Annotated in this window: 11 protein-coding genes and 1 pseudogene; 9 read left to right on the top strand and 3 right to left on the bottom strand. The window is 72.6% G+C overall.

Features of this window, described 5'->3' with window-relative positions:
* Positions 1-38: 38 nt before the first annotated feature.
* The 5 genes and pseudogenes from ACWER9_RS08915 (at position 39) to ACWER9_RS08895 (ending at position 3,583) form a co-directional block, all read left to right on the top strand.
* A complete protein-coding gene (locus ACWER9_RS08915) occupies positions 39-1,052 on the top strand; it encodes a threonine ammonia-lyase (RefSeq protein ID WP_452301267.1) in 1,014 nt (337 codons plus the stop codon).
* A pseudogene (locus tag ACWER9_RS08910) lies at positions 1,049-1,609 on the top strand (D-alanine--D-alanine ligase family protein); the annotation flags it as partial. The gene ACWER9_RS08915 and the pseudogene ACWER9_RS08910, both read left to right, overlap by 4 nt.
* 89 nt (positions 1,610-1,698) lie before the next feature.
* Positions 1,699-2,178 (top strand): hypothetical protein, encoded by a 480-nt coding sequence (locus tag ACWER9_RS08905; protein ID WP_452301266.1) that lies wholly within the window; start codon positions 1,699-1,701, stop codon positions 2,176-2,178.
* Complete coding sequence (locus ACWER9_RS08900) at positions 2,175-2,852, top strand: M15 family metallopeptidase (protein ID WP_452301265.1); 678 nt, start codon at positions 2,175-2,177, stop codon at positions 2,850-2,852. Before ACWER9_RS08905 ends, ACWER9_RS08900 begins: the two co-directional genes overlap by 4 nt.
* A 56-nt stretch (positions 2,853-2,908) precedes the next feature.
* Positions 2,909-3,583: a hypothetical protein gene (locus ACWER9_RS08895; RefSeq protein ID WP_452301264.1), complete on the top strand. Its 675-nt coding sequence runs from the start codon at positions 2,909-2,911 to the stop codon at positions 3,581-3,583.
* A gap of 40 nt (positions 3,584-3,623) precedes the next feature.
* Here the strand turns inward: ACWER9_RS08895 and gabT are convergent, their stop codons facing one another.
* A complete protein-coding gene (gene gabT, locus ACWER9_RS08890; protein WP_452301263.1) occupies positions 3,624-4,895 on the bottom strand; it encodes a 4-aminobutyrate--2-oxoglutarate transaminase in 1,272 nt (423 codons plus the stop codon).
* Positions 4,896-4,898: 3 nt separating this feature from the next.
* Positions 4,899-6,335: a gamma-aminobutyraldehyde dehydrogenase gene (locus tag ACWER9_RS08885; RefSeq protein ID WP_452301262.1), complete on the bottom strand. Its 1,437-nt coding sequence runs from the start codon at positions 6,333-6,335 to the stop codon at positions 4,899-4,901.
* A gap of 142 nt (positions 6,336-6,477) precedes the next feature.
* Between ACWER9_RS08885 and ACWER9_RS08880 the strand changes: the two genes are divergently transcribed.
* On the top strand, positions 6,478-7,917 hold the full coding sequence (locus tag ACWER9_RS08880; RefSeq protein ID WP_452301261.1) for an aldehyde dehydrogenase family protein: 1,440 nt from the start codon (positions 6,478-6,480) through the stop codon (positions 7,915-7,917).
* Here ACWER9_RS08880 and ACWER9_RS08875 read toward each other — a convergent pair.
* Positions 7,914-9,155, bottom strand: a complete 1,242-nt coding sequence (locus tag ACWER9_RS08875; protein WP_452301260.1) for an SUKH-3 domain-containing protein — start codon at positions 9,153-9,155, stop codon at positions 7,914-7,916. The genes ACWER9_RS08880 and ACWER9_RS08875 overlap by 4 nt on opposite strands.
* Before the next feature lie 79 nt (positions 9,156-9,234).
* On the opposite strand from ACWER9_RS08875, the gene ACWER9_RS08870 reads away from it, so the two are divergent.
* The 3 genes from ACWER9_RS08870 to ACWER9_RS08860 all read left to right on the top strand — a co-directional run.
* Positions 9,235-9,657, top strand: coding sequence for a YbaB/EbfC family nucleoid-associated protein (locus tag ACWER9_RS08870; RefSeq protein WP_452301259.1), 423 nt, complete (start codon positions 9,235-9,237; stop codon positions 9,655-9,657).
* Positions 9,654-9,986: a hypothetical protein gene (locus ACWER9_RS08865; protein ID WP_452301258.1), complete on the top strand. Its 333-nt coding sequence runs from the start codon at positions 9,654-9,656 to the stop codon at positions 9,984-9,986. The genes ACWER9_RS08870 and ACWER9_RS08865 overlap by 4 nt, the downstream gene beginning before the upstream one ends.
* A gap of 16 nt (positions 9,987-10,002) precedes the next feature.
* A partial coding sequence (locus ACWER9_RS08860) for a toxin glutamine deamidase domain-containing protein (protein ID WP_452301257.1) occupies positions 10,003-13,939 on the top strand: 3,937 nt, incomplete at its 3' end.

Here is a 13,939-nt window from a genome sequence, read left to right as displayed (position 1 = left end):
CCTGTGGTGTGCCCGAAAGTGCCCGAGAAGGAGAAACGATGTCACGCACCCTTGGCCAGGTTCGGGCCGATGTCGAGGAGGCCAGCCGCTGGCTCGCCGGCCGCGTCGTCCGTACCCCCGTGCTGCGATCCCCGGTGATCGACAAGCTTGCCGGGGCGCGGGTCCTGCTGAAGGCGGAGAACCTCCAGAACGGCGGCTCGTACAAGATGCGGGGCGCGTTGCGCGCCGTTGGCCGCCTCGCCGCGGACGGCCACACCGGGGTGATCGCGCAGAGCACCGGCAACCACGCGGTGGCGGTGGCGTTGGCGGCCCGGCAGCACGGGCTCACGGCGACGGTGGTGCTGCCGGTCGACGCGGCGTCGACGAAGGTCGACCGGGCGCGCGCGGCCGGGGCGCGGGTGGTGTTCGCCGGCACCGGCGTCGAGGAGCGGGTGGCGGTGGCCAACGGGCTCAGCGACGAGAGCGGCCACCCCGTCGTCGACGCCTACGACCACCCGGACGTGGTCGCCGGGCAGGGCACCGCGAGCCTGGAGCTGATCGAGGACGCCGAGCGGGCGGGGACGCCGTTGGACGTGCTTGTCGTACCTGTGGGTGGTGGTGGCGGGGTGGCCGGCGCGTGCCTGGCCGCCGCCGGCTCCGGCATCGAGGTGTACGGCGTGGAGCCGGTGGGCTGCGACTCGCTAGCCCGCAGCCTGGCGGCGGGTGTTCGGGTGCCGGTCGTGCCGGCGCCCACGATCGCGGACGGGCTGCGGCCGTCCTGCGTGGGTGAGCTGCCGTTCGCCATCGTGCGGGACACCCTGCGCGGTGTCGTCCGGGTCGACGACGACGAGATCGCTGCGGCGTTCCGGCTGATCCTGACGGAACTCAGGGTGCTCGCCGAGCCGTCCGGGGCGACGGGTCTGGCCGGTGCCCTGCGGCTTCCGCCGCAGGGAGACCGGCAGCGGACGGTCGGCGTGGTGCTGACCGGCGGAAACGTGGAGGCGGTGCTTGTGGCCCGGCTGCTGGCCCAGCGGCCCGCCGACGTGACGACCGGGGAAGGGGTGGCGGCGTGAGCGCGCCAGTTCGGATCGGAATCCTGTTCGGGGGGCCGTCGGCGGAGCACGAGGTCTCCGGTGCCTCCGCGCTCGGGGTGGCCCGGGCGCTCGCCGGCGGCGGTTACCGCACGGTCGCCATCGGTGTCACCCGCAGCGGCGGGTTCCGGTTGATGCCCGACGCGCTGCTAGCCGAGCTGCGCGACCGACCGGCCGGCGAGCGGGCCATCGACGACCAGTTGGTGGTGACCGGGCCGGCCGTCGAGCTGCGGGCCGGCCCGCGTCCGGGCGTCGTGCAGGTGTTCGCCGGTAACGCCCCCGGCGCGGTGCACGCCGAGCTGGACGTGGTCTTCCCGGTGCTGCACGGCCCGTACGGCGAGGACGGTGTGGTGCAGGGCCTGCTGGAGTCCCTGAACGTGCCGTACGTGGGGTGCGGCATCCTCGCCTCGGCGGTGGGCATGAACAAGGTGGCGATGAAGCGGGCGCTGCGCGCCGAGGGCATCCCCGTCACCCCGTACGTGGCGTTCGACGCGCACACCTACCGGGCTGTCGACGACCCGGAGAAGCTGGTGACCGGGTTGACCCGGCCGCTGTTCGTCAAGCCGGCAAGCATGGGTTCGTCGATCGGCATCTCCCGGTCGGGGAGGGTGACGACCTGGCCGCCGCAGTGGAGGAGGCGTTCCGCCACGACCAACTCGTCATTGTCGAGCAGGGGGTCGCCGGCCGGGAGTTGGAGTGCGCGGTGCTCGGTGGCTGGCGTCCGGAGGCGTCGGCGGTGGGCGAGGTGCGGGTCACCGGCGGCTGGTTCGACTACCAGCAGAAGTACTTCGGCGACGCCGATCCGATGATCGTCCCCGCTGTGCTGCCGGACGAGGTGACCGAGCGGGTCCGCGAGCTGTCGCTGCGCGCGTTCGCCGCGATCGGCGGTTGGGGTCTGGCTCGGGTCGACTTCTTCTACGACGAGACGACGGGCGAGCTCTACGTCAACGAGCTGAACACGATGCCCGGCTTCACCGCGCACTCGATGTACCCGAAGGTGTGGGCCGCCGTCGGGGTCAGCTACCGGGAGGTGGTGGACCGACTCGTCGAGCTGGCCCGGGTGCGGCACGCGGAACGGCCCGCGGGCACGGCGGGGAGCGTCAGATGATCCTGCTCTCCGACCCGCGGGTGGCGGCCGTGCCCAGCGCCGACGACGGCGAGGAGTTCGTGGACCTGCGTCAGGTGCCGGAGCTGCGGTTGGACGGCCGGGCGGCCGACCCGACCGGGGCGTACGCCCGGCTGCGGGTTGGTGTCGTGGACCGCTTGCTGGCCGCGCAGCGCGCCCTGCCGGGTGGGCTGCGCCTGCTCGTGGTTGAGGGCTACCGGCCGTACCAGGCGCAGTTGGCCATCTTCACCGGCTACCGGGACGAGCTGCGCAGGCGGCACCCGGACTGGTCGGCGCAGCGGCTGCACGTGGAGACCACGAAGTTCGTCTCACCTGTCGAGGTGGCCCCGCACAGCACGGGCGGCGCGGTGGACCTGACGCTCTGCACCGACGACGGGGTGGAGCTGGACCTGGGCACTGTCATCGACGCCACCCCGGAGGACAGCGCCGACGCGTGCTTCACCGACGCGCCCGCGATCGGCGGTACCGCCCGCCAACACCGGCAGATCCTCGTCGACGCGCTCGGCTGGGCGGGCATGGTGAACTACCCGACCGAGTGGTGGCACTGGTCGTACGGCGATCGTTACTGGGCGCTGATCACCAGGGCGGCGTACACCCGCTACGGGCCTGTCGACCTGGCCGCCACTCGATCGGTGCCGGTATCGGCTGAACGGTAGGCCCCTCCCGCCCGTACCAGGAGGCGACGTGATCACCGAGGACGGGAGTGACGGCGATGAGGGTGCAGCGCAGGCACGTGCTGGCGGCGGGCGTGGCGGTGGTCGCCGCTGTGGGCGTGGCGGTGGGGACGAGCTTCGGCTTCGCCGACACGTCCCCCGCGCGGTCGTCTGTCTGCTCCGGCTCGGTCACCTTCTCGGCGGAGGGCGGGGCACCGGCGGCGACGAGTGACCGCTTCCCGGTGGGCACCCGGCTGCGGGTGACGAACCTGGACAACAACAAGGCGGCCACGCTGACGGTGACCGGCCCGTCGGGCAGTTGCGTGCTGCTCAACGCGGCGGCCATGAAGCTGGTGCGGGAGCCGGGCAAGAACGTGATCCGCCGCAACGTGGTCGAGCGCGTCGACGGGGCCGCGCCGCCGGCCGCCGCACCGGCACCCGGCACGGTCCGTCCCGGTGCCGCGTCGCCCCCCGCCTCCGGGCCGGCGCCCCGGTCGGCGTGCTCCGGGGCGATCACCTTCTTCGAGGAGGCGGCCGGGCCGGCGGCGACAAGCGGGCAGTTCCCGGTGGGCACCCGGTTGCGGGTGACCAACCTGGACAACAACCGGGCGACCACGGTGACGGTGACCGGCCCGTCGGGCAGTTGCGTGCTGCTCAACTCCGCCGCCATGAAGCAGATCCGTGAGCCGGGCAAGAACCTGGTGCGCCGCAACACGGTCGAGGTGCTGCGCTGAGGTAGGGGCGGGGGCCCGTGCACCGGGCCCCCACCCCCGCTCAGCGGAACGCGGCGTCGAGCAGGTCGGCGCCCCGGCTGAGCTGGGCGTCGGAGATGACCAGCGGGGGCAGGAAGCGCAGCACGTTGCCGTACGTGCCGCAGGTCAGGGTGAGCAGGCCGGCGGCGTGACAGGCCGCCGAGACCGCCGCCGTGGCGACCGGGTCGGGGGTGAGCGTGCCCGGCAACACCAGCTCCATGGCCAGCATCGCGCCCCGGCCGCGTACCTCGGCGACCCGGGGATCCCGCTCGGCGATGGCCCGTAGTCGGGGGACCAGCGCCGACTCGATCCGTCGGGCCGCGCCGGCCAGGTCCAGCTCGTGCATGGTCTCGATGGTGGCCAGCGCGGCGGCGCAGGCGATCGGGTTGCCGCCGTACGTGCCACCGAGGCCGCCGACGTGCACCGCGTCCATCAACTCGGCCCGACCTGTCACCGCCGCCAGCGGCAGGCCACCGGCGATGCCCTTGGCCAGGGTGGTCAGGTCGGGTTCGACGCCCTCGTGCTGGCAGGCGAACCAGTCGCCGGTCCGGCAGAAACCGGTCTGGATCTCGTCGGCGACGAAGACCACCCCGGCCGCCGTCGCCCAGGCCCGCAGCGCGGGCAGGAAACCAGGCGCGGGTACGACGAAACCGCCCTCGCCCTGGATCGGCTCGATCAGCAGCGCGGCGACGTTCTCCGCGCCGACCTGCTTCTCGACCAGCTCGATGGCCCGTGCCGCCGCCTCCGCGCCGGAGAGCCCGCCGTCGCGCAGCGGATACGACATCGGCACCCGGTAGACCTCCCCGGCGAACGGCCCGAACCGGTGCTTGTACGGCATGTTCTTCGCGGTCAACGCCATGGTCAGGTTGGTCCGGCCGTGGTAGGCGTGGTCGAACACCACGACCGCCGGCCGCCCGGTGGCGTGTCGGGCGACCTTCACCGCGTTCTCCACCGCCTCCGCACCGGAGTTGAACAACGCCGAGCGCTTCGCGAACGCGCCGGGAGTCAACGCGTTGAGCTGCTCGCACACCGCCACGTACGACTCGTACGGCGCGACCATGAAGCAGGTGTGGGTGAACCGCTCGACCTGCGCCCGTACCGCCTCGACCACACTCGGGGCCGAGTTGCCCACGCTCGTCACCGCGATGCCGGCGGCGAAGTCGATCCACTCCCGGCCGTCGACGTCGGTGATCGTCGCGCCCGACGCGCTGTCCACGTAGGACGTGATGACGCTGCCGACTCCCCGGGCGACGGCTCCGCCGCGCCGTTTGTGCAGCTCCTCGCTCGACGGCACGGCTCAGCCCTCGATGTTGTGCATGACGTGCTTGATCCGGGTGTAGTCCTCCAGGCTGTAGACCGAGAGGTCCTTGCCGTGCCCGGAGTGCTTGAAGCCACCGTGCGGCATCTCGGAGACGAACGGGATGTGCGTGTTGACCCAGACGCAACCGAAGTCCAGTCGACGGGTCATCCGCATGGCCCGGCCGTGGTCACGCGTCCACACGGACGCGGACAGGCCGTAGTCGACGCCGTTGGCCCAGCGCACCGCCTCGTCCTCGTCGAAGAACCGTTGCACGGTGATGACCGGCCCGAACACCTCGTCCTGAATGATCTCGTCGGCCTGGCGCAACCCGGAGACGACCGTCGGGGCGTAGAAGTAGCCGCGTTCGCCCTGTCGGGACCCGCCGGCCTGGATCGCCGCGTGGTCCGGCAGCCGGTCCACGAAACCGCTGACCCGGGCCAGCTGGTTGGCGTTGTTCAGCGGACCGTAGAGCACGTCGGGGTCGTCCGGGGCGCCGGTCTTCGTGGTGCGTGCCTGCTCGGCGAGCGCGGCAACGACGTCGTCGTGGACGCCCGGACCGGCCAGCACCCGGGTCGCCGCCGTGCAGTCCTGCCCGGCGTTGAAGTAGCCGCCGAGCGCGATGGCCTCGGCGGCCGCCGCCACGTCCGCGTCGTCGAAGACCACCACCGGGGCCTTGCCGCCCAACTCCAGGTGGGTCCGCTTCAGGTCGGGGGCAGCCGCGGCGGCCACCTCCATGCCCGCGCGGGTCGAGCCGGTGATCGAGACCAGCTGCGGGGTCGGGTGCGACACGAGGGTACGACCGGTGTCCCGGTCGCCGCAGACCACGTTGAACACCCCGGGCGGGAAGAACTCGGCGGCGATCTCGGCGAGCAGCAGCGTCGACACCGGCGTGGTGTCGGACGGCTTCAGCACCACGGTGTTGCCGGCGGCGAGCGCGGGGGCGATCTTCCAGACCGCCATCATCAGCGGGTAGTTCCAGGGGGTGACCTGCGCGCAGACGCCGATCGGCTCGCGCCGCACGTAGGAGGTGTGCCCGGCCAGGTACTCCCCGGCGGACCGCCCCTCCAACATCCGGGCCGCGCCGGCGAAGAACCGGAACTGGTCCACCGCCGGGGGAAGCTCCTCCTCGGCGGTGAGCTGCCGGGGCTTACCGGTGTTGCGCACCTCGGCGTCGACAAGCTCGGCGGCGCGCGCCTCGACGGCGTCGGCGAGCTTGAGCAGTGCCCGTTGCCGCTCGGCCGGGGTCGTCTCCCGCCAGCTCTCGAACGCGGTGGCGGCGGCGCTCATCGCCGTGTCCACGTCGGCGGCACCGGAGACCGGGGCCTGGGCGAACACCTCGCCCGTGCACGGGTCGACGAGGTCGGCGTAGCCGCCGTCGGCCGGGTCGACGTAGGAGCCGTTGACGAAGTTGCGCAGTTGCTGCTGATCACTCATGGCGGGATCACTCCGAAGGGGCTGAGGGTGCGTTCTGCGGCGGTTATCGCAATCTCTCTGCCATCTTCGCTACCGAATTCGCGGCAGACAAGGGTTATTGCGACTGTTTCCGTTGACTCACCGCTCGGCTACGCTGCTCGGCGTGGAGCCCGCACCCTTCTTCGTCGCCTCCCGCCCCGCCACCGGCGAGGGTGAGCTGACCGTCCACCACCCGTACGACGGTCGTCCGGTGGGGCGTACCACTGTCGCCACGCCCGACCAGGTCGACGCCGCCGTCGCCGCGGCGGCCGCGGTGGCCGCGCAGGCCGCGGCCCTGCCCGCGCACGCCCGCGCGGCGGCCCTCGACCACGTGTCCCGGCGGCTCGCCGAGCGGGCCGACGAGATCACGGCGCTGATCACCGCCGAGAACGGCAAGCCGGTCAGGTGGGCCCGCGCCGAGGTCGGGCGTGCGGTGTCCACCTTCCGGTGGGCCGCCGAGGAGGCCCGCCGCTTCTCCGGCGAGTTGCAACGACTCGACACCGACCCGCAGTCCGACGGCCGGATCGCGCTGGTCCGGAGGGTGCCGAGAGGGCCGGTGCTGGGCATCACGCTGTTCAACTTTCCGCTCAACCTCGTCGCGCACAAGGTGGCGCCGGCCATCGCCGTCGGCGCGCCGATCATCGTCAAGCCCGCGCCGGCGACGCCCCTGACCGCGCTGCTGCTCGGCGAGCTGCTGGCCGAGACCGACCTACCGGCCGGGATGTTCTCGGTGCTGCCGCTGCCCAACGACCGCGCCGCCGAACTGGTCACCGAGCCCCGGCTGCCGGTGGTGTCGTTCACCGGCTCCGGGCCGGTCGGCGCGGCCATCCGCCGCGCAGCGCCGGAGAAACACGTGACGCTCGAGTTGGGCGGCAACGCCGCCGCGGTGCTCTGCGCGGACTGGACCGCCGACGAGGACCTCGACTTCGCCGCCGAGCGCATCGCCACGTTCGCCACCTACCAGGCCGGCCAGTCGTGCATCGCCGTCCAACGGGTGTACGTGCACCACGCCCGGTACGCCGACTTCCTGCCCCGACTGGTGGCGGCGGTGCGGGGGTTGCGGACCGGAGACCCCGCGTCCGAGCTGACCGACGTCGGGCCCATGGTGTCCGAGGATGCGGCCCGCCGGGTCGAGACGTGGGTGGCCGAGGCCGTCGCCGCCGGCGGCACCGTCGAGGTGGGCGGCCTCCGCGCCGGCGCGACCTACCCCCCGACCGTGCTCACAGGCGTTCCTGCGGACGCCAAGGTCGTGGCCGAGGAGGTGTTCGGGCCCGTGCTGGTGCTCGCCCCGGTCGCCGACGACCAGGCCGCGTTCGCCGCGGTCAACGACTCGGCGTACGGCCTGCAGGCCGGCGTCTTCACCCGACGCCTGGACGTGGCCTTCGCCGCCGCGCGTGCGCTCGAAGTGGGCGGGGTGATCGTCGGGGACGTGCCGTCGTACCGCGCCGATCAGATGCCGTACGGCGGGGTGAAGGGCAGCGGCGTCGGCCGGGAAGGGCTGCGCAGCGCCATGGACGACTACACCGAACCCCGGGTCATGGTGCTGACCGGCCTCGCGCTCTAGTCGGCCGACCAGGTGCCGTCGTCAAGGACCCGGGCGGGCGCGCGGCCGAGCAGCAGAGTGGTGAGCGCGGCGTCGACGGTGTCACCGAGGAACCACTCACCGGCCTGGTCGAGCGCGAAGACCCGCCCGCGCTCGTCCACCGCCAGGATGCTGTCCTGCTGCTCGGTGCCGATCGGGAAGAGGCGTACGCCGAGCACCGCGCCGAAGTCCGCCAGGGTGTCGGCGGTGTGCGCGATGGTGTGCGGTCGGATGTCGAAACGGGAGATCCACACCTGCTCGCCCCGACCACGCCGCGCGCCGACCAGGCTGGGGAACGCGGTGAGCGCCTCCACGGCGGCGGGGAAGACCTCGTGCTGGTGGTTGCGCCCCGGCACCGACGTGACGTCCCGTACGGCGGCGGCGGCCATGATCTGATCCCCGATGTGTGGTCGCCACCCGGCGGCGACCAGCGCGTTCGCGACCTCTGGCGGGAAGCGCCCAGGATCGGGGTCCGGCGCCTCCGGTGCGGTCCAGGTCTCGGTGTAGGCGCGGGCCGCCTCCGGCAGGACGTTCGCCCGCACCAGGAAGCTGATGCACGAGTCGCAGGGCAACTCGGCGGGCCCACCGGCGGGATCACCCGGCTCCCGGACTCGGAAGATCTCGAAGCGGGCACCCTCCAGCAGCGCGGCTGCCTCGGCCCGCCCCATCGGCGCGATGCCCTCGGCGGCGCGGCGGTGGTCGTACTCGTGCAGCACGTCGGAGACCACGATCAGCTCGGCATGAGCCTCCCCGCCGCGAACCAGCTCGCCCGGTGGCAGGCGGTGGAGATAGTCGCGCACCAGCGGGTGGTGGTTGAGCGGCACGTCGGCCTTCGTGCCCTGGGCCGTCCAGATCCGACCGTCGATGGTCAGGTGCGCGGCGGTGTTCGGGGTGGCGCCACGGTGGATCTCCCGGACCAGCAGGCTCGACGGATCGACCGTGCGGGCAGCGGTCGGCCCGGCGGGTCGGCTACGTCGGTACAGCTCCGCGACCACGCTGCTCGGCACCCGGGGCCAGGTGGTGACCGTGCCGGTCTGCTTGTCGATGACGCTCGTCGGCAGGTCACCCGGCACCGTGCGCACCTCGGTGGGCACCACGGACGTGATGACGTAACCCAGGTCGAACTCGTCGACAATCGCGGTGCACTCGTGGCCGAGGCGCTGCGAGTCACGGCGGGCCCAGGTGGCGGCGAGCTGCTCGGCCTGTTGTCGGTCGATCACGCATTGAAACTACCGGACTACACAGATCGATGGCAGCCGGTATCGTTTCGCTCTACCGACGGTGACGGGAGGGGCGGCGGTGGACGAACAGGCCGACCGGGGCGTCAATCGTGAGCTACGGGCCCGATTCGACGACGTCTATGGGCAATACCAGCAGCTCAGGTCCGGTTTGGACACTCTCCAGGCGCGGCTCGCCGCGCTGCGGGTGACCCGGCGGTCGGCCGACGGGCAGGTGACGGCGACCGTGGGCGCGCAGGGCCAGCTCATCGAGGTCGTGCTGACACCGGCCGTCTACCGTGACCGGGACGCTGCTGCGCTCGGCCGAAAGATAACCGAAACGATCCGGGCCGCCGCGACCGACGCCGCCGACGCCACCCGCGACCTCGTCGCCGAGAGCATGCCGGCCGGCTCCGGAGCGACGGACTTCCTCAAGACCGGCGACTACGCCGCGCTGCTCGGTCGGGCCGACGCCGTCCTCGGCAAAGGTGAGGCGACGGCATGACCGACGGGCAGCTCTGGCTTGATCCGTTCCGGGCCCGTCGGGGCGGCGCCGACCTGGCGCTCGCCGGTGAGGCGGTGACGGCCCGGCGTGCGGCGGAGGGCGGTGCGATCGAGGCCGCCAGCGGTGCCCGGCCCTGGGGTCGCGACGACATCGGCGCCGCCTTCGAGCGCAACTACCGTGGCTTCGAGCAGACCGTGCTGCGAGCCTGGGCCGGCGTCGGGCACCGGCTCACCGAGCTGGGCGGCGACGTGGTCGAGGCGGTCGACGCGAGCGTGCAGACCGACGGGGCCAGCGCCGCCCGGGTCGGCCGGGCCGCCGACCGGCGTTGACGGCTGGCGGTCGGCGATGAGCGTGCTGCCCAGTCCCATCCCGCACCCTCTGGACCACGCCCCGTGGGACGTGCCCGGCTGGATCTACGAGGCCCTCGACTGGGTGGTCGGGGTGCAGTGGCCGGAGGGCAACGAACGGGCCGTCTGGGACGTCGCCGACAAGTGGTACTCGGTCGCCTCGGTGCTCGCCGGGCCGCACGCCGACGCCGCCGCGGCCGCCGTCGAGGTGCACAACGGGTACGGCGGTGTCGGGGCTGTCGACGCGGCGTTCGAGGCCGCCTGGCGGGGGATCGCCGAGGGCGCCGACGCCCCGCTGCCCGTGCTGCTCGCGGTCACCGCCGACCTCGGCCGACTTGTCGAGGAGTGCGGTTGCGACATCGAGGGCGCCAAGCTCGAAGTCTGGATCGAGCTGGGCATCCTCGTCATCGAGCTGCTCACCGTTGCGGTGGCGGCCGTGTTGACCGCCGGTGCCGCCACCCCGGTCGCCGGCGCGGCGATCACCGCGACGCGGTTGCTGGTTCAACAGATCTTCAGGCGGCTGATGGGCCAACTGGCGAGCAAATCCCTCAAACACGGGCTCAAGGAGGCCGGCGAGCGCGCCGCCAAGGAGGTCGCCCGAGGGGGTGTGCGCGGGTTCGCCAAGCGGGCCGCCCGGGAAGGGCTGGAGGAGGCCACCGAGGAGGCCGGGGTCACCCTGGCCACCCAGGCGTACCAGAACTCCACCGGCCGGGCGCACGGCCTGGACCTGACCGATCTCGGCGTGTCGGCGGTCGGTGGGCTGGCCGGCGGCGCGGTGGCGCCGCTCGCCGGCCTGGGCCGGCACGCGACCGGGCGGGCCGCGAAGGTCGGTGAGCACCTGGGGCGGGAGATGACCGGCGAGGTGCTCGCCGAGAGCGCGGCGAGCCTGGCCACCGGGCAGGGCCTGACCTCGATGGAGGACGTGGCGCGCGCCGCCGCGTCCGGGGCCACCGGTTCGGCCACCGGCCAGACCGACCACGCGCTACGCGCCCGGCTCGACGCGCAGGCCAACGCGCTCGCCGGGACATCGTTCGCGGGTCCGTCCCTACCGTCCGTGCTGCCGGTCGCGGGGGACGCCGGGGCGTCACCCTCCCTGGGTGCTGCCGCGTCTGCGGGAGCGGTCCCCGCTGCGGCGGTCAGTGGCGTGGCTTCCGGTGGTCCGGTTGCGTCTGCGGGTGTTCCGGCGGAGGCCGTTGCCGCCCCGTCGAACCAACTGGCAGCGCCGACGTCCCCGGTCATCGGGCAACCATCGGAGGTCGGGTTGGCGGCTGCTGTCGCCGCCGATCCGCACACCTCGTCACCGACGCCGGTCGGAGCGGTGTCCGACCTGGACAGTTCGGGGCGGCCGACCGAGGCGACACCGTCGACGGATCGGCAGTTCGGCGTACCGCACCCGGTCACGGCCGACCCCACGCTCCCGGCGGCGCCCCCCGCACCAACCACGTCGGGGCTGAGTGCCGACCCACGGCTCTCGTCGGTGGGCGCGCCCGTGGCCGGCCCGCTGGAATCGAGCAGTGGGCCGGCTGCCCCCGCCGTGCCCACCGCGCAGCCCGGCAGCTCGCCACACGCCACCACCTACGGACCCAACGCCTGGTCCCCGGCGACCGTCCCCTCCGCGTCGACGGTCACAGCCGGCCCGACGCCTGTCACCTTCGGCGCCCCCGCCACCACGAACGGCCCGCCGTCGGTCGCTGCCAGCCCGCCGGCTGTGGGTCGGTTCGGCGTGCCGTCCCGTATCCCGGCACAGCGGACGCCCGCACCGGTGCGAGCCCCGGACCATCCGGCCCGGGGGAGGGCGTCGATTCCCGTCGACGTGGCAGCGTTCGGTGCCCCGTCGCCGCGCGAGCCCGACACCGACGACTCGTACGCGGCGCAGTGGGCCGCAGCGGCGGAGGCCGCCGAGCGGCGGCGCTACCAGGACCACTACGAATCACTGCGGAGCGGGTTCGAGACCAACCGTCGGCAGGCCGAGGCCGCCCGACTGCGCACCCGGGCCGTGGAGCACGATCGCCGAGCCGTCGAGTACGCCAGCTACGCCCGACAGCTGCACCAAGCCGGCAACCGGCAGTGGGCCGACGGCTGGCAGCGTGCCGCGAACGAGGAGTCTCGCGCGTACTCCGAGTGGCGTGACCTGGCAGACGCGGTGCTGGCCGGCACCACGGCCCCGTCGGTCGTGGACATCAGCGCCACCTTCGAGCACGCCAACCGGGACGTGGGGGCGCTCGCGCTCGGCGCGGTCGAGACCGCCGGCCCGTCCAGGCTCACCAGCGACGACGATCCGCCGCCGATCGACGACTCCCGGCCGTACGGTCAGCCCGGGGGACTCCGTCCACCGCTCGCCCTGCACCAGGTCGACGTCGAACGGCAGATGCCCCGCGATCCCGACGGCACCGTCACCCGCACCGCCGACCCCCGACAGGGCGGCTGGTTCGGGCTCCTCAACGACGGTGGTCCCGCCGCCGACGCCACCCGCGGCATCAACTGCCTCGACTGCACGCTGTCGCTGTTCGAGACGTGGGTGCACGGGCGGCCCCGCGTGTCGGCGCCACGCACCTTCGACGGCTACCTGGACGGCGACATCCGGCGTCCCATCCGGGGCGAGGCAGGCGGCCCGGGCCGGGTCGAGGACGTGACCGGCGGCCGCTTCCAGCAACTCCTCGCCCCGGCGTCCAGCCAACCCACAGACGTCACGCACGCGCGGCAGGCCGCCGACCGGGGCTACCGCAACCTGCACGACCAACTGCTGCTGGGCGGCCACGGCAGCTACTCGTTCCTGGTCACCGAGTGGGCGCACGGTGGTTCGCACGCCTGGGTGGCGCTCAACCAGCACGGCACGGTGCTCTACGTGGACCCGCAGAACGGCGTTGTCCGGGACCGGCCGCTCTACCCCGACGTGGTCGGCATCGACGCGCTGGTGCTCAGCGGGGACGGCCGACCGATGCCACTCGGCGGACTACCCCGGGGCCGGTTCAGCGAGCGCCCTGACCTGCCCGATCACCCGCCGACGCAGGATGACGGCGGCCACGGCGACCCGTACATCAACCGGATGTACCTGCTCCTCGACGGGCCGGGCTCGGCGCAGCAGCCACACGGTTCGGGAGGTGACCCAACCGCGGCGAGTGAGTTGAGTGGTCCAGCCATCGAGTTGGCGCAACTTACAGCCGGCGAGTTAGCAGCTCTGACGGAGCTTCGGCATCGCGCACTTGCGGTCGCCGATCGAGTCGAAGAGACTTTGACTCAGGTCGGGCGCAGCGTGACAGAGGCCTTGGGTCTGCAAGAGCCGGTGCGGTTGCGAGACCGCGCCTCTCGTGTCAAGGGGCTTGGTTCTTTGGCACGGAAGTTCGTCGATGAGGCGCGCGGTCTCAACATCGGGGTCGAGGAGTTCTCGCAGACGGTGAATGACGTCCTCCGGTTCCTGTTCGAGATGCCACCTGGGGAGAGCTATAGGCAAGGTGTTCAATTGGTCCTCGCGGGCCTCCGAGAAGCGGGGTTCCTCGTCCCGCAGTCGGACCTCAAGAACTTCTGGCGGGCAGGCAACAGGTTCTATGGATTCAACTGCACCCTCCGCACCCCAGACGGGTTCCTTGTCGAACTGCAGCTGCACACGCGCCACTCGCGCGAGGTGTGGATACAGACTCACGACGACTACGAGATCCTGCGTCGAGTCTCCAGCCGTCCTGAGGAGCATGTGCACGCGTTTCTGCGGATGCTTGCCGCGAACCGTGGGTGCCAGATGCCAGACTCCGTTCCGCCTGGCTTGGAAGACCTGTTCCCGACCAAGGACGCAAGCTTTGCCAAGTGGTTGAGCAAGAACGGGGACGCTTGGCAGAAGTATCGGTCGTGGCTTGACCGTCAGGGGGTCAGCTTTTCGCAGGTGGTGCATGAGTCGGGGGGGTGGACCCGCACCCCAAAACCCCGACCGCTGAGCTGGTTGG

This window comes from Micromonospora sp. NPDC003944, assembly GCF_053605225.1.
Note: the sequence above shows the minus strand (reverse complement) of the source record. Positions and strands in the feature narration are given on the sequence as shown.

What these genes read in the sequence shown, in the direction of transcription:
- ACWER9_RS08915 (WP_452301267.1), top strand. Translation starts at nt 39, where the DNA reads ATGTCACGCACCCTTGGCCAGGTTCGGGCCGATGTCGAGGAGGCCAGC.
- ACWER9_RS08900 (WP_452301265.1), top strand. Translation starts at nt 2,175, where the DNA reads ATGATCCTGCTCTCCGACCCGCGGGTGGCGGCCGTGCCCAGCGCCGAC.
- ACWER9_RS08885 (WP_452301262.1), bottom strand. Translation starts at nt 6,335, where the DNA reads ATGAGTGATCAGCAGCAACTGCGCAACTTCGTCAACGGCTCCTACGTC.
- ACWER9_RS08865 (WP_452301258.1), top strand. Translation starts at nt 9,654, where the DNA reads ATGACCGACGGGCAGCTCTGGCTTGATCCGTTCCGGGCCCGTCGGGGC.
- ACWER9_RS08895 (WP_452301264.1), top strand. Translation starts at nt 2,909, where the DNA reads ATGAGGGTGCAGCGCAGGCACGTGCTGGCGGCGGGCGTGGCGGTGGTC.